17 protein-coding genes are annotated in these 20,298 nt (G+C 58.9%); 7 read left to right on the forward strand and 10 right to left on the reverse strand.

Annotated features, from left to right (window positions below):
• Positions 1 to 17: 17 nt before the first annotated feature.
• The 9 genes from bamA to rpsB all read right to left on the reverse strand — a co-directional run bounded on the left by bamA (position 18) and on the right by rpsB (position 9,969).
• Positions 18 to 2,405, reverse strand: coding sequence for an outer membrane protein assembly factor BamA (gene bamA / locus Q1V60_RS10855; RefSeq protein ID WP_300630144.1), 2,388 nt, complete (start codon positions 2,403 to 2,405; stop codon positions 18 to 20).
• 74 nt (positions 2,406 to 2,479) lie between these two features.
• A complete protein-coding gene (rseP, locus tag Q1V60_RS10860) occupies positions 2,480 to 3,832 on the reverse strand; it encodes a sigma E protease regulator RseP (protein ID WP_300630146.1) in 1,353 nt (450 codons plus the stop codon).
• 53 nt (positions 3,833 to 3,885) lie between these two features.
• On the reverse strand, positions 3,886 to 5,076 hold the full coding sequence (gene ispC, locus Q1V60_RS10865; RefSeq protein ID WP_300630147.1) for a 1-deoxy-D-xylulose-5-phosphate reductoisomerase: 1,191 nt from the start codon (positions 5,074 to 5,076) through the stop codon (positions 3,886 to 3,888).
• A complete protein-coding gene (locus Q1V60_RS10870; RefSeq protein WP_300630148.1) occupies positions 5,073 to 5,879 on the reverse strand; it encodes a phosphatidate cytidylyltransferase in 807 nt (268 codons plus the stop codon). Before Q1V60_RS10870 ends, ispC begins: the two co-directional genes overlap by 4 nt.
• Entirely contained in the window at positions 5,880 to 6,635 is a 756-nt protein-coding gene (gene uppS / locus Q1V60_RS10875) for a polyprenyl diphosphate synthase (RefSeq protein WP_300630149.1), read from the reverse strand.
• A gap of 17 nt (positions 6,636 to 6,652) precedes the next feature.
• The gene (gene frr / locus Q1V60_RS10880; RefSeq protein ID WP_300630150.1) at positions 6,653 to 7,210 is read right to left on the reverse strand and encodes a ribosome recycling factor; all 558 of its coding nucleotides are present in this window, start codon (positions 7,208 to 7,210) and stop codon (positions 6,653 to 6,655) included.
• Complete coding sequence (gene pyrH / locus Q1V60_RS10885; RefSeq protein ID WP_003189161.1) at positions 7,207 to 7,950, reverse strand: UMP kinase; 744 nt, start codon at positions 7,948 to 7,950, stop codon at positions 7,207 to 7,209. The genes frr and pyrH overlap by 4 nt, the downstream gene beginning before the upstream one ends.
• Positions 7,951 to 8,162: 212 nt before the next feature.
• Entirely contained in the window at positions 8,163 to 9,026 is an 864-nt protein-coding gene (tsf, locus tag Q1V60_RS10890) for a translation elongation factor Ts (protein ID WP_300630152.1), read from the reverse strand.
• 205 nt (positions 9,027 to 9,231) lie between these two features.
• Positions 9,232 to 9,969 carry a 30S ribosomal protein S2 gene (gene rpsB / locus Q1V60_RS10895; protein WP_003219330.1) on the reverse strand — a complete coding sequence of 246 codons (738 nt, stop codon included), beginning with the start codon at positions 9,967 to 9,969 and terminating at the stop codon, positions 9,232 to 9,234.
• A gap of 385 nt (positions 9,970 to 10,354) precedes the next feature.
• On the opposite strand from rpsB, the gene map reads away from it, so the two are divergent.
• From map to Q1V60_RS10920, 5 genes are all read left to right on the forward strand, one after another.
• The gene (gene map / locus Q1V60_RS10900) at positions 10,355 to 11,149 is read left to right on the forward strand and encodes a type I methionyl aminopeptidase (RefSeq protein ID WP_300630156.1); all 795 of its coding nucleotides are present in this window, start codon (positions 10,355 to 10,357) and stop codon (positions 11,147 to 11,149) included.
• A gap of 64 nt (positions 11,150 to 11,213) precedes the next feature.
• A complete protein-coding gene (locus tag Q1V60_RS10905; protein ID WP_300630158.1) occupies positions 11,214 to 13,916 on the forward strand; it encodes a [protein-PII] uridylyltransferase in 2,703 nt (900 codons plus the stop codon).
• A 142-nt stretch (positions 13,917 to 14,058) separates the two neighbouring features.
• Positions 14,059 to 15,258 carry a succinyldiaminopimelate transaminase gene (gene dapC, locus Q1V60_RS10910; RefSeq protein WP_300630160.1) on the forward strand — a complete coding sequence of 400 codons (1,200 nt, stop codon included), beginning with the start codon at positions 14,059 to 14,061 and terminating at the stop codon, positions 15,256 to 15,258.
• 118 nt (positions 15,259 to 15,376) lie between these two features.
• Positions 15,377 to 16,081 carry a M12 family metallopeptidase gene (locus Q1V60_RS10915; RefSeq protein WP_300630162.1) on the forward strand — a complete coding sequence of 235 codons (705 nt, stop codon included), beginning with the start codon at positions 15,377 to 15,379 and terminating at the stop codon, positions 16,079 to 16,081.
• Between the two features lie 226 nt (positions 16,082 to 16,307).
• Complete coding sequence (locus tag Q1V60_RS10920) at positions 16,308 to 16,970, forward strand: M12 family metallopeptidase (protein ID WP_300630164.1); 663 nt, start codon at positions 16,308 to 16,310, stop codon at positions 16,968 to 16,970.
• On the opposite strand, the gene Q1V60_RS10925 is transcribed toward Q1V60_RS10920, so the two are convergent.
• Complete coding sequence (locus Q1V60_RS10925; RefSeq protein ID WP_300630166.1) at positions 16,963 to 18,606, reverse strand: Na+/H+ antiporter; 1,644 nt, start codon at positions 18,604 to 18,606, stop codon at positions 16,963 to 16,965. The two genes, Q1V60_RS10920 and Q1V60_RS10925, sit on opposite strands and share 8 nt — an antisense overlap.
• A gap of 268 nt (positions 18,607 to 18,874) precedes the next feature.
• Between Q1V60_RS10925 and Q1V60_RS10930 the strand changes: the two genes are divergently transcribed.
• The gene (locus tag Q1V60_RS10930; RefSeq protein WP_231982825.1) at positions 18,875 to 19,183 is read left to right on the forward strand and encodes an arsenate reductase; all 309 of its coding nucleotides are present in this window, start codon (positions 18,875 to 18,877) and stop codon (positions 19,181 to 19,183) included.
• 30 nt (positions 19,184 to 19,213) lie between these two features.
• Positions 19,214 to 20,248: a 2,3,4,5-tetrahydropyridine-2,6-dicarboxylate N-succinyltransferase gene (gene dapD / locus Q1V60_RS10935; protein ID WP_300630168.1), complete on the forward strand. Its 1,035-nt coding sequence runs from the start codon at positions 19,214 to 19,216 to the stop codon at positions 20,246 to 20,248.
• Positions 20,249 to 20,298: the final 50 nt, after the last annotated feature.

Genomic DNA, 20,298 nt, shown 5'->3' on the forward strand with positions numbered 1-20,298 from the left:
TATCTTAGGTCAGACGCTTAGAACGTCTGGCCAAGGGAGAATTGGAAAATCTGGGTTTCAGCGTTATCCGGTTTCTTGATCGGCATGGCCAGAGCAAAGCTCAACGGGCCCAACGCAGTCACCCAGGTCACACCCACACCCACGGAGCTCGCCAGATTGCTGAGGCTCACGTCGTTGCACTGAGTGTTGGACTTCAAGCCACTTGGGTTCTTGATCTGCTCGCACTTGGAATCGAACACGTTACCCACGTCCCAGAAAACCGAAGTTCGCAGGGAGCGCTGATCTTTCACGAATGGCAGCGGGAACAGGATTTCCGCACCACCCTGGATCAGAACGTTACCACCGAATGGCAGCGGGTCGTTGTCGGAATCCGGTTGCGTGCCCTGGTTACCGGTAAAGGCCTGACCACGGCTCGGTGTACCGCGAGGACCCAGGGTGCTGTCCTTGAAGCCACGTACCGAGTTGAAGCCACCCGCGTAGTAGTTTTCATAGAACGGCAAGCCATTGGTCGAACCATAACCGTCGCCATAACCCAGCTCGGTGTGCAGGCGCATGGTGTAGTTGTCGCTCAACGGCTGGAACAACTGGCCGCGGTAATCGAGTTTGAAGAACGACAGGTCGCTGCCCGGCGTGGTGACTTCCGCAGTCAGGCTTTGGGAATGGCCACGGGTTGCCAGTACGCCTTTGTTCAGAGTCGACTCGGACCAGCCGGCAGACGCCTTGAAGTTCAGGAACTTGTCGCCTTCACGGCGGGTGAAATCGAAGATCTCATCCACGGTGTATATACCGGTCTTGATCTCATCCTGCTGCGCGGTCAGGCCGAAGGTCAGGCGCGAGGTTTCGCTGATTGGATACCCCACGTTGACACCGGCACCGAGGCTGTCGATCGCATAGCTTGCAACGTCTACATCAAGATCTTTGTAGTCGGTGGTGCGGTAGAAGGCGTTATAGCCCAGGCTCACACCGTCTGCTGTCCAGTAGGGGTCGGTGTAACCGAAGTTGTATCGGCTCTGGTATTCGCTTCGGGTCAGGCCGATGGACACACGGTTACCGGTACCGAGGAAGTTGTTCTGCGTGATGGAACCACCCAGGATCAAACCGGCGCTCTGCGCGAAACCGACGCTGGCGGTGATCGAACCCGAGGCTTGCTCTTCAACGGCGTAGTTCACGTCGACCTGGTCATCCACACCCGGTACGGCCGGGGTTTCGACGTTGACTTCCTTGAAGAAGCCCAGGCGCTCAAGACGGGTCTTGGATTGATCAATCAGGTAAGTCGATGCCCAACCGCCTTCCATCTGGCGCATTTCACGGCGCAGTACTTCGTCCGAGGACTTGGTATTGCCACGGAAGTTGATGCGGTTGACGTAGGCACGCTTGCCCGGATCGACGACGAAAGTGATGTCCACGGTGTGGTCTTCGTCGTTCGGCGTCGGCACGCCGTTGACGTTGGCGAAGGTATAGCCTTCGTTACCCAGGCGACGGGTGATCAGCTCGGAGGTGGTGGTCATCAGCTTGCGCGAGAACACTTGGTCCTTCTGGACCAGCAACAGGGACTTGACCTGGTCTTCAGGCACTTTCAAGTCACCGCTGAGCTTGACGTCACGAACCTTGTACTTCTCGCCTTCGTTGACGTTGACAGTAATGTAGACGTGCTTCTTGTCCGGGGTGATGGACACCTGGGTCGAAGCGATGTCCATATTGATGTAGCCACGGTCCAGGTAGTAGGAGCGCAGGCGTTCCAGGTCACCGGACAGCTTTTCACGGGCGTACTTGTCATCGTTCTTGAAGAACGACAACCAGTTGGTGGTCTTGAGTTCGAACAGGTCGATCAGGTCTTCATCAGCGAACTTGGTGTTGCCCACCACGTTGATGTGCTGGATGGCGGCCACGGTGCCTTCGTTGATGTTGACCTTCAGGCCGACCCGGTTACGCGGCTGCGGGATGACTTCCGTCTCCACGCTCGCCGAGTAGCGGCCCTGGGCAACATACTGGCGTTGCAGCTCGTTACGCACACCCTCGAGGGTGGCGCGCTGGAAGATCTCGCCCTCGGCCAGGCCAGACTGCTTCAACCCTTTCATCAGGTCTTCAGTGGAGATGGCCTTGTTACCTTCGATCGCGATACTCGCGACGGAAGGTCGCTCGACGACCGTGATAACCAGGACATTGCCTTCGCGACCCAGTTGGATATCTTGAAAGAACCCGGTTTTGAACAGCGCACGAGTGGATTCCACCAGGCGACGATCATCAGCCTGTTCCCCGACGTTCAACGGCAAGGCACCAAAGACGCTACCCGCGGAAACCCGCTGGAGGCCGTTGACGCGAATATCGGAGATGGTGAAGGACTCGGCGTGAACTTCGGCGATCATCAATACGGTGAGAACCGCAGTTAGCAGCAGACGTTTCATGAAGTCCTTTCTTATTCCAACTGGCAATAAACAAACTGCCGCAAAATGCGGCAGATTCGCAATTCAGCGAAGCGTTACAGTCGTCCCAGATCGTTGACCAGAGCTAACAACATCACCCCGACCACCAAACTGATTCCGATCTGTATCCCCCAACCCTGCACCCGATCCGACAGGGGGCGACCACGCACCCACTCGACCAGATAAAACAGCAGATGCCCCCCATCCAGTACCGGAATGGGCAGCAAATTCAGAACTCCCAGGCTGATACTCAGATAAGCCAGGAAATTCAAGAAATCCGCGACACCCGACTGGGCAGAAGCGCCCGCCACTTTAGCAATGGTTATCGGTCCACTCAAGTTTTTTACCGAGAGCTCGCCGAACAACATTTTCTTGAGGGATTCGAGGGTGAGCACGCTCATGGTCCAAGTGCGCTTGGCACCCTCGCCAATCGCTGCCAACGGCCCAAAACTGACCTCTCGCACCATCGAGGGTGGCCACTCGATGCCCTTGACCCCTGCACCCAGGTAACCCCCGGCGGCCTTGGCCTCCCCACGCACCGACAAAGTCACGGGGACGTCGATTTGAGCACCTTCGCGCTCAACTTTCAGCACAATTTTGGTATCCGGGCGTACACGCACCAGGTCAACCACTTGCTGCCAGTCACCCAGCGCCTGACCATCAAGGGCCAACAGCCGGTCGCCGGTTTTAAGACCTGCGGCCTGGGCCGGGCCCTTGGGGTCCAGTTCGGCCAGTACCGGCGGTAACGCCGGACGCCATGGACGAATGCCCAGAGATTTGATCGGATCCGGCTCGTCGGCACCTTGAAGCCAACGGTCCAAAGCCAGCTCACGCGGGCTTTCGGCACTGGAATCCTGCTCGCGCACCATCACATTGACGGTGCCGCTCTCGCCCAGCCGACGTACCAACTGCAAATTGACCGCGCCCCAACCCGTGGTGGGTTCGCCATCAATGGAAACAATTTCCTGCCCTGCCACCAGGCCGGCCTTGGCCGCAATACTGCCCGCCTCAACCGCGCCGATGACCGGACGCACTTGCTGGCTGCCCAGCATGGCGAGGATCCAGAAGAACACCATCGCCAGGAGGAAGTTGGCAATCGGGCCTGCAGCGACGATCGCGATACGCTGACGAACGGTCTTGCGGTTGAAGGACTGGTCCAACTGATCCGCAGGTACTTCGCCTTCTCGCTCATCAAGCATCTTCACATAGCCACCCAACGGGATGGCTGCGATCACGAACTCAGTGCCACGGCGGTCATGCCAGCGAACCAGCGGCATGCCGAAACCGACGGAAAAGCGCAATACCTTGACGCCGCAACGACGCGCCACCCAAAAGTGGCCGAATTCGTGGAAGGTAACCAGCACACCCAGAGCAACCAGGGTGCCGACAATCATGTAGAGCGCACTCATCTAATTTCTCCGCATTTCAATCCGATGCCTGCAGGCGCTAACCCGCCCAAAGCCTACTGCGCGTTGCGGCTCAGCCATTGATCGGCCAGGGCCCGGGCCTTTGTATCGGCCTCGAACACAGCCTCCAGGTCACTCACAGCCACTACCGGCTCAAGATCCAGAACGTTCTCGATGATACTCGCGATCTGTGGAAAGCGGATGCGCCGTTCGAGAAACGCCGCCACGGCCACTTCATTGGCAGCATTAAGCATCGCCGGCGCACTGTTACCCGCCTCCGCCGCTTGCCGGGCCAGACGCAGGCACGGGAAGCGTTGTTCGTCCGGTGCCTGGAAATCCAGGCGCGCAATTGCAAACAGGTCCAATGGCGCCACACCGGAGTCAATCCGTTCCGGCCACGCCAAGGCATTGGCGATCGGCGTGCGCATATCGGGGTTGCCCAATTGCGCCAGTACCGAGCCGTCCACGTAATCAACCAGGGAATGAATCACACTTTGCGGGTGAATCACCACCTCCACCTGGTCAGGCCGCGCATCAAACAACCAGCATGCCTCAATCAGCTCCAGGCCCTTGTTCATCATGCTTGCCGAATCCACGGAGATTTTGCGCCCCATGGACCAATTCGGATGCGCGCACGCCTGGTCCGGCGAAACATCCTCAAGCTCATCCAGCGGAGTTTGCCGGAAGGGGCCGCCGGAGGCCGTTAGCAAAATCCGGCGCACACCAACCTGGCTCAAGCCGCGGGCAAAATCAGTGGGCATGCACTGGAAGATCGCGTTGTGTTCGCTGTCGAGGGGCAACAGCACCGCACCACTCTTGCGCACAGCCTGCATAAAGAGCGCGCCGGACATGACCAGCGCTTCCTTATTGGCCAGCAGGATTTTTTTACCCGCATCGACTGCGGCCAGTGTAGGACGCAAACCCGCCGCACCGACGATCGCCGCCACAACAGTATCCACTTCGGCATCCGCCGACACCTGGCACAGCCCCTCTTCACCCACCAATACCTGGGTGGCGAGGCCGGCAGCCCGCAGGTCATCCTGCAGGCCACGCGCGGCAGCCGCCTGCGGCACCACGGCAAAACGTGGCGAGTGACGCACACACAACGCCAGCAATTCACTCATACGCGTGAAGCCGGTCAGGGCAAACACTTGATAACGATCTGGATGACGCGCGATGACATCCAGGCTGCTCAGCCCAACCGAGCCCGTCGCTCCCAGCACGGTGACCTGCTGCAGACGGCTCACGAAGCGATCATCCACAGCAACACGGCAAAGATCGGCAACGCTGCTGTGAGGCTGTCAATACGGTCCAGCACGCCACCGTGACCTGGCAGCAGGTTACTGCTGTCCTTGATCCCGGCCTGACGCTTGAACATGCTCTCGGTGAGGTCGCCCACTACCGAAATGAAAACGACGATGGCAGTACCCAACAGGGTCAGGAAAATTTCCTTCACCGACCAGTCGCGCATCACACCGACCACCAACGTAATCAGCAGCGTCAAGGCCAGCCCGCCGTATACGCCTTCCCAGCTCTTGCCCGGGCTGACGGCCGGCGCCAGCTTGCGCTTGCCAAAGGCCCGGCCCGAGAAATAGGCGCCGATGTCAGCCCCCCAGACCAGCACCATTACCGCCAGGATCAATTCGTTGCCATTCGGGAAACGCTTGATTTCCACCAGCCCTTGCCAGGCCGGCAGCAGGATCAGCAAGCCAATCACCAACTTGCAGGCCACACTGGACCACTGGCCGGCGGTACGCGGATAGGTCAGCACCAGGAACGTCGCCAAGGCCCACCACAATACCGCCGCCCCCAGCACCCAGGGCGCGATATCGGGCAGGATGTACATCAGGAACAGCAGCAGCGCGACGATCGCGGCGTACGCCATACGCGGCAATTGATCGCTGAACCCCGCCAGCCGCGCCCATTCCCATGCGCCGAGGGTGACGACCAGGCCGATAAACAGCGCAAATCCAGAACCCTCAAGCAGGAAGAAACCGCACAAGGCAATCGGCAGCAGGATCAGTGCTGTAATGATTCGTTGTTTAAGCATTTAAACCCGGGCTCCAGCTTCGATCTGCTCGCTCGTTTTACCGAAGCGACGCTGACGGGAAGCGAAATCGGCCAGCGCGTTGCGCATGGCATCGTGTTTGAAGTCCGGCCAGAACAGGTCGGAGAAATACAACTCGGTATAGGCTAGCTGCCACAGCAGGAAATTGCTGATGCGGTGCTCGCCACCGGTACGGATGCACAAGTCCGGCAACGGCAGATCGCCGGTCACCAGGCAGGTTTGCAACAATTCGGGCGTAATGTCGTCGGGCCGCAGATGACCGGCCTGCACTTCGCGGGCCAGTCGTTGCGCAGCCTGGGCGATGTCCCACTGGCCGCCGTAGTTGGCTGCGATCTGCAGCACAAAACGGTTGCTGCCGGAAGTGATCGCCTCGGCTTCACGCATGGCCGCTTGCAGCTCCGGATGGAACCGGGAGCGATCACCAATGATACGCAGGCTGATGTTGTTGTCATTGAGGCGCTTGGCCTCGCGACGCAGCGCCTTGAAGAACAGGTCCATCAAGGCACTCACTTCTTCGGCGGGCCGCTGCCAGTTCTCGCTCGAAAAGGCAAACAGCGTCAGCACTTCAACCTTGGCCTCGGCACACACTTCGATTACAGCGCGCACCGCATCGACACCCGCTTTATGCCCGGCAACACCCGGCATAAAGCGTTTCTTCGCCCAGCGATTATTCCCATCCATGATGATCGCGACATGGCGCGGCACCACCGAGGGCACAGTCTGCTTGGTCTTTTCCATGAAGGCGTCCTGACCCCTTATACGGCCATCAGGTCCTTTTCTTTTTCTTCGGTGGCCTTGGTGATCTGGGCCTCCGCATCCTTGGTCAGCTTATCGATATCAGCAACGGCGCGGCGCTCTTCGTCTTCGCTGATTTCCTTGTCCTTGACCAATTTCTTCAGATCACCCAACGCATCGCGACGGATGTTGCGCACGGCAACGCGTGCATCTTCGGCCGCGCTGCGCGCCTGCTTGGTGAAGCCCTTGCGGGTCTCTTCAGTCAGGGCAGGCATGGAAATCAGCAACAACTCGCCCAGGTTGGTCGGGTTGAGGTTCAAGCCGGCACTCTGGATAGCTTTGTCGACCGCCCCAAGCATGTTGCGCTCGAAGGCCACGACTTGCAGGGTGCGCGAGTCTTTTACGGTGATGTTGGCCACCTGGGTGATGGAAGTATCCGTGCCGTAGTAAGGCACCATCACGCTGCCCAGGATGCTTGGGTGCGCCTTGCCGGTACGAATCTGGCCGAATGCGTGGCTCAGAGACTCCAGGGATTTGTGCATACGCGCTTGGGCGTCTTTCTTGATTTCGTCGATCATTGTTGGCCTTCCTCGATCAGAGTCCCTTCCGCGCCGCCGTGTACGATATTCAGCAGGGCGCCGGGCTTGTTCATGTTAAATACGCGCAGCGGCATCTTGTGGTCGCGGCACAGGCAGATAGCCGTCAGGTCCATTACACCCAGCTTGCGATCCAGCACTTCATCGTAGGTCAGATGATCGAACTTCTCGGCATGCGGGTCTTTGAATGGGTCTGCAGTGTATACGCCATCCACCTTGGTCGCTTTCAGCACCACGTCGGCGTCGATTTCGATAGCGCGCAGGCACGCTGCCGAATCGGTGGTGAAGAACGGGTTACCGGTGCCGGCGGCAAAGATCACCACTTCTTTGGAGTTCAAGTGGCGCATGGCTTTGCGGCGATCGTAGTGATCGGTCACGCCGACCATGGAAATAGCCGACATCACGATGGCCGAGATATTGGCACGCTCCAGGGCGTCACGCATGGCCAGGGCGTTCATCACAGTGGCCAGCATGCCCATGTGGTCGCCGGTGACCCGATCCATGCCGGCAGCACTCAGTGCCGCACCGCGGAACAGGTTGCCGCCGCCGATCACCAGACCCACCTGAACACCGATGCCGACCAATTGGCCGACTTCCAGCGCCATGCGGTCAAGCACCTTGGGGTCGATCCCGAACTCTTCCGAGCCCATCAGGGCCTCGCCGCTGAGCTTGAGTAGAATGCGTTTATAGCGAGCCTGATAACCACTGCCCTGCTGAGCCATTGCGAATCTCTCCTGCGGCGTATGTTCTTAAAAATTCTTGGCGAGCCGTTTACGGCTTGCGTTCACTCTAGCTGGACGCTATCACAGCGCCATCGGAACACGGCTTTGTAAGCCAGTTCCGAGGGGAAGCCAAATAAAATTAGCCTTCCCATTTGAAAAGAGGCTGCGCGCGTGAGCGGGCAGCCTCTTTCGGGCGACAGTTGAAAACTGTCTTATTGCTTGGCGGCAGCCAGCTGGGCAGCAACTTCTTCAGCGAAGTTGTCGACCGGCTTCTCGATGCCGTCGCCTACTTTGAAGTAGGTGAAGGAAACGATTTCAGCACCGGCTTTCTTGGCCAGTTCGCCAACCTTGATTTCAGGGTTCTTGACGAACGCCTGTTCAACCAGGCTTGCCTCAGCCAGGAACTTGCTGATACGGCCTTTGACCATGTTCTCAACAATGTTTTCTGGCTTGCCTTTGATTTTCTCTTCGTTCAGCTGCAGGAACACAGCCTTTTCACGCTCGATCGCTTCGGCAGAAACTTCCGAAGGCAGCAGGAACTCGGGGTTGCTGGCCGCTACGTGCATAGCGATGTCTTTGGCCAGGTCAACGTTGCCGCCTTTCAGGACAACTGCAACACCGATCTTGTTGCCGTGCAGGTAACCACCAACCACGTCACCTTCAACACGCACCAGGCGACGGATGTTGACGTTTTCGCCAACCTTGCCGACCAGTACCAGACGAGCAGCTTCCTGAGCTTCGATCAGCGGAGCGACGTCAGTCATTTTGTCGTCGAACGCTTTTTCAACGCTGGCAGCAACAAATGCCTTGAAGTCGTCTTGCAGAGCCAGGAAGTCGGTCTGCGAGTTCACTTCCAGCAGAACAGCGGACTTGCCGTCTTCTTTCAGAGCGATAGCGCCTTCAGCAGCCACGTTGCCTGCTTTCTTGGCAGCCTTGATGGCGCCGGAAGCACGCATGTCATCAATGGCTTTTTCGATGTCGCCGTCAGCCTTTTCCAGGGCTTTCTTGCAATCCATCATGCCTTCGCCGGTACGCTCACGCAGTTCTTTAACCAACGCTGCAGTAATTGCTGCCATTTTCAAATTCCTCTTGGATAGGTTTTCAACCATTCCACCCGATCGAACGGGGGATCAATTCTTCCCGAATCTCCGTTGTAGGCTGCTGCACGTTACAGTCGCTATGTTGCGCTGCCACAAGTGGGTGCCAACAAACGGTTTTCGAGGTGGCAAAAAGGGGGCCAAGCCCCCTTTTTGCTTTACTGAGTCAACGCCAGGGCGTCAATTACTCAGCTGCAGCTACCGGAGCTTCTTCAACGAACTGCTCGGTACCACCAGCAACGTGGTTGCGACCGCGGATTACAGCGTCAGCCATCGAACCCATGTACAGCTGGATAGCGCGGATTGCGTCATCGTTGCCTGGGATGATGTAGTCAACGCCTTCCGGGCTGCTGTTGGTATCGACTACGCCGATAACAGGGATGCCCAGCTTGTTGGCTTCGGTGATCGCGATGCGCTCGTGATCAACGTCGATAACGAACAGTGCGTCAGGCAGACCGCCCATGTCCTTGATACCACCCAGGGAACGATCGAGCTTTTCCAGATCGCGAGTGCGCATCAGCGCCTCTTTCTTGGTCAGCTTGGCGAACGTACCGTCTTCGGCTTGCACTTCAAGGTCACGCAGACGCTTGATGGAAGCACGGATGGTTTTGAAGTTGGTCAGCATGCCGCCCAACCAGCGGTGATCGACGTACGGCGAACCGCAACGTGCTGCTTCTTCAGCAACGATCTTGCCGGCGGAACGCTTGGTGCCAACGAACAGAATCTTGTTTTTGCCCTGAGCCAGGCGCTCTACGAAGGTCAGCGCTTCGTTGAACATTGGCAGGGTTTTTTCAAGGTTGATAATGTGAATCTTGTTACGTGCGCCGAAAATGTACTTACCCATTTTCGGGTTCCAGTAACGGGTCTGGTGACCGAAGTGCACACCGGCCTTCAGCATATCGCGCATGTTGACTTGGGACATGATAGTTCCTTAATAAGTCGGGTTTGGCCTCCACGTATCCCAATGACCAACCAGCGGCATCAAGGCCTCCGGCACCCAGGTCATCGTGTCGACACGTGTGTGGATTTAAGCTCTGCGGGGTATCCCCGGAAAGCGGCGCATTTTATACCACAGCATCGGCAAAAACGGAATACGCAATCACATTCGGCGCACGCCGCGCTCATGTAACCCCTTGAATAGAGCCGATATCCCCCTACCTTATAGAGAGAAGCGATGATCAGAGGCTCATGATTTGATGCCGGCGTCTGTTAGAATCGCGTTTTTTGTGGCTTGTGCGAACGCTGCAACCCTTTGTCGCACGCCCTAACCGAATTGATTTCAGCGTATTGCGCTAAAGAGAGCCTGTATGACCGTGAGTTTGAAAACCGCCGAAGACATCGCCGGCATGCGCATTGCCGGCAAACTGGCTGCGGACGTGCTGGAAATGATCGCCGAACACGTCAAGCCCGGCGTCACCACCGAAGAACTGAACCAGATCTGCCACGACTATATAGTCAACGTGCAAGGCGCCATCCCTGCCCCGCTGAACTACAAAGGCTTCCCCAAGTCGATCTGCACGTCGGTCAACCATGTGGTCTGCCACGGAATTCCGGGCGACAAGCCGTTGAAGGATGGCGACACCCTGAACATCGACGTCACCGTGATCAAGGACCGCTACTTCGGCGATACCAGCCGCATGTTCCACGTCGGCAACGTGCCGGTCTGGGCCGAGCGCCTGTCCCAAGTGACCCAGGAATGCATGTACAAGGCCATCGAGATCGTCAAGCCTGGCTGCCGCCTGGGCGATATCGGTGAAGTGATCCAGAAGCACGCCGAAAAGAACGGCTTTTCGGTGGTGCGCGAGTTCTGCGGCCACGGCATCGGCACCGTGTTCCATGAAGAGCCGCAGATCCTGCACTACGGCCGCGCCGGCACCGGCATGGAACTGAAAGCCGGCATGACCTTCACCATCGAACCGATGATCAACCAGGGCAAGGCTGACACCAAGGTGCTGGGCGACGGCTGGACCGCCATCACCAAGGATCGCAAACTCTCGGCGCAGTGGGAACACACCCTGCTGGTCACCGAGACCGGCTACGAGATCTTCACCCTGCGCGCCGACGACACGATCCCACGCACGTCGGGTGCCGCTTCAGCGTAAGGGTTGCCCGGGTTTTCCAAACTGTGTTGTAACTGAATGATTAGATAGAAAGGAAAACCGATCGATGCCCCAGGTGGATCCCGAACTCTTCGACCGTGGCCAGTTCCAGGCCGAACTGGCGCTGAAGGCAAGCCCCATCCCCGCGTTCAAGAAGGCGATCCGCCGGGCGCGCGACGTGCTCGATGAGCGCTTTCGCCGCGGCCGCGACATACGCCGGCTGATCGAGGACCGCGCCTGGTTCGTCGACAATATCCTGCAAAAAGCCTGGGAGCAGTTCGGTTGGAGCACCGAGGCGGATATCGCCCTGGTGGCGGTCGGCGGCTACGGTCGTGGCGAGCTGCACCCCTACTCCGACATCGACCTGCTGATCTTGCTGGACAGCGCTGACCATGAGATTTTTCGCGATTCCATCGAGCGGTTTCTGACGCTGCTGTGGGACATCGGCCTGGAAGTCGGGCAGAGCGTTCGCTCAGTCGATGAATGCGCCGAAGAGGCCCGCGCCGACTTGACGGTCGTCACCAACCTAATGGAAAGCCGTACCATCTGCGGCCCCGAGCACCTGCGCCAGCGCATGCTTGAAGTAACCAGCCCCGCGCACATGTGGCCGAGCAAGGATTTCTTCCTGGCCAAGCGTGCCGAGCAAAAAGCGCGGCACCACAAATACAACGACACCGAATACAACCTGGAACCCAACGTCAAAGGCTCGCCGGGCGGGCTGCGCGATATCCAGACGATTTTGTGGGTCGCCCGTCGCCAGTACGGCACCTTGAACCTGCGCGCCCTGGCCGGCGAGGGCTTTCTGGTGGAGAGCGAAAACGCGCTGCTCGCTTCGTCCCAGGAGTTTCTGTGGAAGGTGCGCTACGCCCTGCACATGCTTGCCGGGCGTTCCGAAGACCGCCTGCTGTTCGACCACCAGCGTTCCATCGCCACCCTGCTGGGTTTTGAAGGCGAAGATGCGAAGACCAGCATTGAAAGCTTCATGCAGCAGTATTACCGGGTGGTGATGAGCATCGCCCAGCTCAGCGACCTGATCATCCAGCATTTCGAAGAGGTGATCCTGGCCCCCGAAGACGAAGCGCCGCCGCAACCGATCAACGCGCGCTTCCAACTGCATGACGGTTATATCGAGGCGCGTAACGACAACGTGTTCAGCCGCACGCCGTTCGCCATGCTGGAGATCTTCGTGCTGATGGCCCAGCAGCCGGAAATCAAAGGCGTGCGCGCCGACACCATCCGCCTGCTGCGGGAAAACCGTCATCTGATCGACGACGAGTTTCGTAATGACATCCGCAACACCAGCCTGTTTATCGAACTGTTCAAGTGCAAGATCGGCATCCACCGCAACCTGCGACGGATGAACCGTTACGGCATCCTCGGGCGCTATTTGCCTGAGTTCGGCTTTATCGTCGGGCAGATGCAGCATGACCTGTTCCACATCTATACCGTGGACGCCCACACCCTGAACCTGATCAAACACTTGCGTAAGTTGCAGTACACCCAGGTGTCAGAGAAATTCCCACTGGCCAGCAAGCTCATGGCCAAGCTGCCCAAGCCGGAACTGATTTACCTGGCCGGCCTGTACCACGACATCGGCAAAGGCCGACATGGCGACCACTCGGAGATCGGCGCGGTGGATGCCGAAGCGTTCTGCCAACGCCATCAATTGCCGGTGTGGGACAGCCGCCTGATCGTCTGGCTGGTGCAGAACCACCTGGTGATGTCGACCACCGCCCAGCGCAAGGACTTATCCGACCCGCAAGTCATCCATGACTTCGCGCAGATCGTCGGCGATGAAACCCGCCTCGACTATCTCTACGTGTTGACTGTTTCCGACATCAACGCCACCAACCCAACGTTATGGAACTCCTGGCGTGCCAGCCTGCTGCGCCAGCTGTACACCGAGACCAAGCGCGCCCTGCGCCGCGGCCTGGAAAACCCGGTGGACCGCGAAGAGCAGATCCGCCGCACCCAAAGCGCGGCCCTGGATATCTTGGTGCGCGGCGGCAACGACCCGGATGATGTCGAACAACTGTGGTCGCAATTGGGTGACGATTACTTCCTGCGTCACACCGCTGGCGATGTCGCCTGGCACACCGACGCCATCCTTCAACAGCCGGCCGATGGTGGCCCGCTGGTGCTGATCAAGGAAACCACCCAGCGCGAATTCGAAGGCGGCACGCAGATCTTCATCTACGCGCCGGACCAGCATGACTTCTTTGCCGTGACGGTGGCGGCCATGGACCAGCTCAACCTGAACATTCATGACGCCCGGGTGATCACCTCCAGCAGCCAGTTCACCCTCGACACCTATATTGTGCTCGACACCGACGGCGACTCGATTGGCGACAACCCGGTGCGCGTGAAGAAGATCCGCGAAGGCCTTACCGACGCCCTGCGCAACCCGGATGATTACCCAACCATCATCCAGCGTCGGGTACCGCGCCAGCTCAAACACTTTGCCTTTGCGCCTCAGGTGACTATCTCCAACGACGCCCAGCGCCCGGTGACCTTGCTGGAGCTGAGCGCGCCGGATCGCCCAGGCCTGCTGGCACGCATCGGCGGGATTTTCCTGGAATTCGACCTGTCGTTACAGAACGCCAAGATTGCGACCCTCGGCGAGCGAGTGGAAGACGTGTTCTTCATCACCGACGCCGATAACCAGCCGCTGTCCGACCCTGAGCTGTGCCGCCGTTTGCAGGAAGCGATCGTGGAGCAATTGAGCGTGACCCAGGAACCCGGCGTCGAGCTGACTCGCCTGACCATTTGATTGTTAACGTTGTGAACGCGATTGCTGTGGGAGCTGGCTTGTCTGCGATGGCATCACCTCGGTGTATCAACTACACCGCGTTGCCTGCAGCGCAGGCAAGCCAGCTCCCACAAGGTCTGTGTTTACCGTCATAGAGGTTTACATGAACAACGCCCTGAACCAGCTGCAACCCTACCCGTTCGAGAAACTGCGCGCCCTGCTCGGCAGCGTCACACCGAACCCGGACAAACGCCCGATTGCGCTGTCGATTGGCGAGCCCAAACACACATCACCGAGTTTCGTGGCCGAGACGCTGAGCAACAACCTCGACCAGATGGCCGTGTACCCGACAACACTGGGTATCCCCGCTCTGCGCGAGGCCATTGGCGCCTGGTGTGAGCGTCGCTTCAACGTACCTGAAGGCTGGCTGGACCCGGCGCGTAACATCCTGCCGGTCAACGGCACTCGCGAGGCGTTGTTCGCCTTTACCCAGACAGTGGTCAATCGCGGTGATGACGCGCTGGTGGTCAGCCCGAACCCGTTCTACCAGATCTACGAAGGCGCGGCGTTCCTGGCCGGCGCCAAGCCGCATTACCTGGCGTGCCTGGACACCAATGGTTTCAACCCGGACTTCGATGCCGTGTCGCCAGACATCTGGAAGCGGTGCCAGATCCTGTTCCTGTGTTCCCCAGGCAACCCGACCGGCGCGCTGATTCCGGTGAGCACCTTGAAAAAGCTGATCGCCCTGGCCGACGAGTACGATTTCGTGATCGCCGCCGACGAGTGCTACAGCGAACTGTACTTTGACGAACAAACCCCGCCGCCAGGTCTGCTGAGCGCTTGTGTCGAACTGGATCGCCAGGACTTCAAGCGTTGCGTGGTATTCCACAGCCTGTCCAAACGCTCCAACCTGCCGGGCCTGCGTTCGGGCTTTGTCGCCGGCGATGCCGAGATCCTGAAAGCCTTCCTGCTGTATCGCACCTACCACGGCTGCGCGATGCCGGTGCAAACCCAGCTGGCCAGCATCGCCGCCTGGCAGGACGAAGCGCACGTACTGGCCAACCGTGACCTGTATCGCGAGAAGTTCGACGCGGTGCTGGCGATTCTCAAACCGGTGCTGGATGTGCAACACCCGGACGGCGGCTTTTACCTGTGGCCGAATGTGAACGGTGACGACGCGGCCTTCTGCCGCGATTTGTTCGTGCAAGAGCATGTGACGGTGGTGCCTGGCTCTTACCTGTCCCGCGAAGTGGATGGCTTCAACCCTGGCGCCGGGCGTGTACGCCTGGCCTTGGTTGCACCGCTGGCCGAATGCGTCGAAGCGGCGGAGCGGATTCGGGATTTTATTACCCGCAACGAGTGAAAAGTGCGCTCCCCAAGGAGCGCACTCACAATTTCCCACATTCAAAGTCGGAACTTTTCCTGCGTCAGGGACGAATCAACTTTCAGTTTCGTCCCTGATTACAAGAAGGAAATTCGACATGATGCCTTCCAGCGCCCTCCCCCATTACCGGCCTGCGCTCATTGAGCGACCGAGCGATGAGCCTCATGAAGCCCAACGCCTTGTTAGAAACCGGCGCAATATTGGGGAGCCTGCCAAATACTGGCCGCAAAACAGTACCGTCAAGATCGCAATATTCGATTACGAGCAGGATGACCCCTATGTGTTAGCGCTCAAGGAAGCTGCCAGCAAATGGCTGCCCCACATTAATCTCAAATTCGAATTCGTAGCAGGCGAAGAAGGAGACGTGAGAATCGCGGCGACCCCGACCGATGGCGGTGGATCGACGCTGGGAACCGCTGCACAAAACATCAGTCCCGGGGCTCCGACAATGACGCTGCCGGCTGACCACACAAGGTCTTCATTCGAGAGTACGGTGCTGCACGAATTCGGGCATATGCTTGGGGCGCACCACGCCCATCAACATCCCGAAGCGAACATCCCTTGGCATCAGCCCAGCCTTGACAGGCACCTATCCCAACCCAACCAGCAAGAAAACTGGCTGCCCCTGCCGCGCAGCGATCAATACGAGTTTTTGCCTTACGACTCAGACTCAATCATGCATTACTCCATCAACCCTGAGTTGACCACCCAGAACACGTTTTACTCGCGAAACTCGACGCTGAGCGACGGCGATATTGCCTGGGCGAAAAAGGCATACCCGAAAGCATCGCCATCGACCTGATAGAACCCGGCAATCAGCGTTGCGGTGCGGGGCACTCCTATCAGGATTTTGCCGCGCACCTTGCACAATTTTGCAACTCATTGAGTGGGAACACAGATGCGCGAACGCTCCACCTAAGTTCATATAAAACGCTCAGGTGAACACCGTGCCCCTTCCGATCTCGCCCACTTCGCTTTCTGCTCATTACGTCAGCGCGCCTCTCCACAGAAGTAAACGCGGCGTTGCCATGCCCGACAAACTATGGCCTCAACATTCGGTGCTGACCATCTCCCTGCTGAACATGACCCAGGAACAAAAGACGCTGGTAAAGCACAACATCAACAAATGGGCCCCGCACACCAATCTCTTCTTCAAGTTCACCAACAGCCCCAACGGCGATATACGCATCACTGCAGACAGTGACACCGGACTGGGATGGTCAAGAGTGGGCACCGATGCCATGACGGTGCCGTTATTCAAACCTACCATGGGCATTAACTTCACACGTTCGCCCACCAGCGTTGCCGCCACAGTGCAGCATGAGTTCGGCCACGCCCTGGGCCTCAAACATGAGCATAAGCACCCCGACCGGACGTTGGACTTGAACAGGCAGAACATTTATGACGAATATGAATCCACCGGCAGATCACGCGCTGACGCCAACCACGATATCGTCAGCACCCTGCCGCGCAGGCAGGTAAAAGCTTCGGCAGACTATGATGACAAATCCATCATGCACTATGCGTTTGCCGCGTCGCGGCTGAACAGCGGAAATCCCATCCCGCGCAACTTCAAACTGTCTGAAGGCGATAAACGCTTCATGCAGTCACTGTATCCGGAAGATAAAACCCTGATGGGCAAACTGCTCAATACCAGCATCCGCGCAATGATCAACGCTCAAACTACTTAATACTGCCCAAGTTCGCCTCACTCATATCCAGATCCGCCAGGACTTCGCGCAATACATCATCGCCAATTTGATGTTGACGGCTCAAACGATACAACTCCAGCCGCTGCGCGCGCAGCCCCTTGAGCCGCAGCTTGCGCTCCAGTTGATCCATCTGCAGCGCCAGTGCCTGGGCTTCGGCGGAATCGTTGAACACCTCAAGCTGGTGGCGATACTCCGACATCAGTCGCGCCTTGAGCTCAGTGGCCAGTGCCGCTTGGGCCGCATCCGGCGCTACGGTTTCAGCAGGCTCTTCAGCCTCCAGGGCATGAATCGCCGCCACGGCGGTTTTTTTCCAGGCTTCGCGGACCTCTCGGTGACGCTTTTCATCGGGGCTTTTTTCGATACCACGAAGCAGCAATGGCAACGCGATACAAGCGGCGACCAGCGACAACAAAATGACCCCGGCCGCAATAAAGATCAGCAGGTCGCGCTCCGGAAAAGCCTGACCCGGCGCCAACAGCAATGGCACCGACATCACGCCCGCCAGTGTCACCGCACCGCGTACGCCGCCCACTGTCAGCAACCAGCAGGAGCGCGCCGTGGGCACCAGGGTCAACTCGCTTTTCCCACGTACGCGGCGCAGCAAGCCTGACAGCCGCCAAATGCTCTGCACCCAGATAAAGCGCAACACCACCAGCACCAGGAAGATCGCGATCACGTCCAGGCAGCGATACATCAAGGTCGGCCACAACGTCGGCTCATGACTCACCACCGCCTTGATGATGTCCGGCAGTTGCAGGCCCAACAGCAGGAAGATCAGGCCGTTGAAAGCAAACTCCAGCAGCGACCAGACGCTGCGATTGAGCAGACGCGTACTGGTTTGACGCGGCAGCAGGTCCAGCCAGCTCTGCATCATGCCCGCCGCCACCGCCGACAAAATGCCCGACGCGCCCAAGCGTTCAGCCAGGACGTATGCGGCGAACGGCAGCAGCAGCATGAACACCACGTGGGTGGCCGGGTCGTCCCAGCCCCGCGCAATCATCCAGGCGCGCAGGCGACCGACCAGCCAGCTCAACGCCACACCGACCGCCAGCCCGCCCACGGCGACCAAAACAAAAGTCAGGCTGGCATCGGCCAGGGAAAACACCCCGGTCAAGGCTGCCGCCAGGGCAAACTTGAAGGTCACCAGACCCGACGCATCATTCATCAAGGCCTCACCCTGAAGCATGTGCATCAAGGGGGTAGGCAAGCGGTTCTGGGAAATCGCCGACACCGCCACGGCATCCGTCGGCGACAGAACGGCGGCCAGGGCGAAGGCCACCGGCAGCGGAATCGTCGGCAAAATCCAGTGAATGAAGTAGCCTGCACCGACCACCGTGAACAGCACCAAGCCCACGGCCAACGTCAGGATCGGCCCGCGCAAACGCCACAATTCACGCTTGGGCATGCGCCAGCCATCAGAAAACAGCAGCGGCGGCAAAAACAGAAACAGGAACAGCTCCGGGTCCAGCGCCACATGCAGCCCCAACGTGGGCCAGGCCAACAGCGCCCCGGCGGCAATCTGCACCAGAGGCAGCGGCAGTGGAATGATGCGCCCGACCAGACGCGAAACGCTGACCAGCATCAGCAGGATGAGAACGGTGTAGGCGGTTTGCATAACGCGGGTTTCCCGGACAATCGACTTGCAAAGACACACTTGAGGCAACAGCTGGCCGTTGAAGTGCCATATTCCCCGGCTATGTTAACTGCTCAGGCTGCGCGATGGCTTTTGCACAAAAGTCGCAGCCTGCTGACGAGCGGCGCCGAAACGCGCTGAGCGTGGCATAATCCGCGATCTTTCATTTTTCATTCGTCCAAAGGGGGGCAATTCCTTGACGGCTTCAAGCAAAACCTTGCACCTTTTCGGCATCAAAGCCTGCGACACCATGAAAAAGGCGCGCACCTGGCTCGATGAACACGCTGTGAGCTATGAGTTTCATGATTACAAAACGGCCGGTATCGACCGCGAACACTTGACCCAGTGGTGCAACGAGCACGGCTGGCAGGTGGTTTTGAACCGTGCGGGCACCACCTTTCGCAAACTCGAAGACGAACGCAAAGCCGATCTCGATCAGTCGAAAGCCATTGAATTGATGCTCGCACAACCCTCGATGATCAAGCGCCCAGTGCTCGATCTCGGTGACAGAACCCTGATTGGCTTCAAGCCAGATAGTTATTCGGCGGCCCTCAAGTAGGCCAGCCTTCCATTTTGTAGAGGTAACAGCATGTCCAATTCCCTGTTCAGCCTGGGCTTCGGCGTCGGCACTCAGAACCGCCAAGGTGCTTGGCTGGAAGTGTTTTACGCACAGCCCTTGCTCAACCCATCGGCTGAAATCGTCGCGGCCATCGCGCCGGTCCTCGGTTACACCGAAGGCAACCAGGCGATTACCTTCACCGTCACCCAGGCCCTGCAAATGGCCGACGCGCTCAAAGGCGTCGACGCCACCCAAGCCGCGCTGCTGAGCCGTCTGGCTGAAAGCCATACCCCGCTGGTCGCGACCTTGCTGGCCGAAGATGCCGCGCTGACCTCCACGCCTGAGGCCTACCTCAAGCTGCACCTGCTGTCCCATCGCTTGGTCAAGCCCCACGGCCTGAGCCTGGCCGGTGTGTTCCCGCAACTGCCGAACGTGGCGTGGACCAGCCAGGGCGCCATCGATATCGGGGAACTGGCCGAACGCCAGCTGGAAGCGCGCCTGCGTGGCGAGCTGCTGGAAGTGTTCTCGGTGGACAAATTCCCGAAAATGACCGACTACGTGGTGCCGAGCGGCGTGCGCATCGCTGACGCCGCACGCCTGCGCCTGGGTGCCTACGTGGGCGAAGGCACCACCGTCATGCACGAAGGTTTCATCAACTTCAATGCCGGCACCGAAGGCCCTGGCATGATCGAAGGCCGCGTATCGGCTGGCGTGTTCGTGGGCAAGGGTTCCGACCTGGGCGGCGGCTGCTCGACCATGGGCACCCTCTCGGGTGGCGGCAACATCGTGATCAAGGTCGGCGAAGGCTGCCTGATCGGCGCCAACGCCGGCATCGGTATCCCGTTGGGCGACCGCAATACCGTGGAGTCGGGCCTGTACGTGACCGCTGGAACCAAAGTTGCCTTGCTGGACGAGAAGAACCAACTGGTCAAAGTGGTCAAGGCGCGCGAACTGGCCGGTCAACCCGACCTGCTGTTCCGCCGCAACTCCGAGACCGGTGCCGTGGAGTGCAAAACCCACAAATCGGCCATCGAACTCAACGAAGCGCTGCACGCTCACAACTAAGCAGCCGCTCGATGCCCCCAGCGGGCCGCACCTTCAGGGTGCGGCTCGCT

This window comes from Pseudomonas sp., assembly GCF_030147005.1.
Lineage (GTDB): Bacteria > Pseudomonadota > Gammaproteobacteria > Pseudomonadales > Pseudomonadaceae > Aquipseudomonas.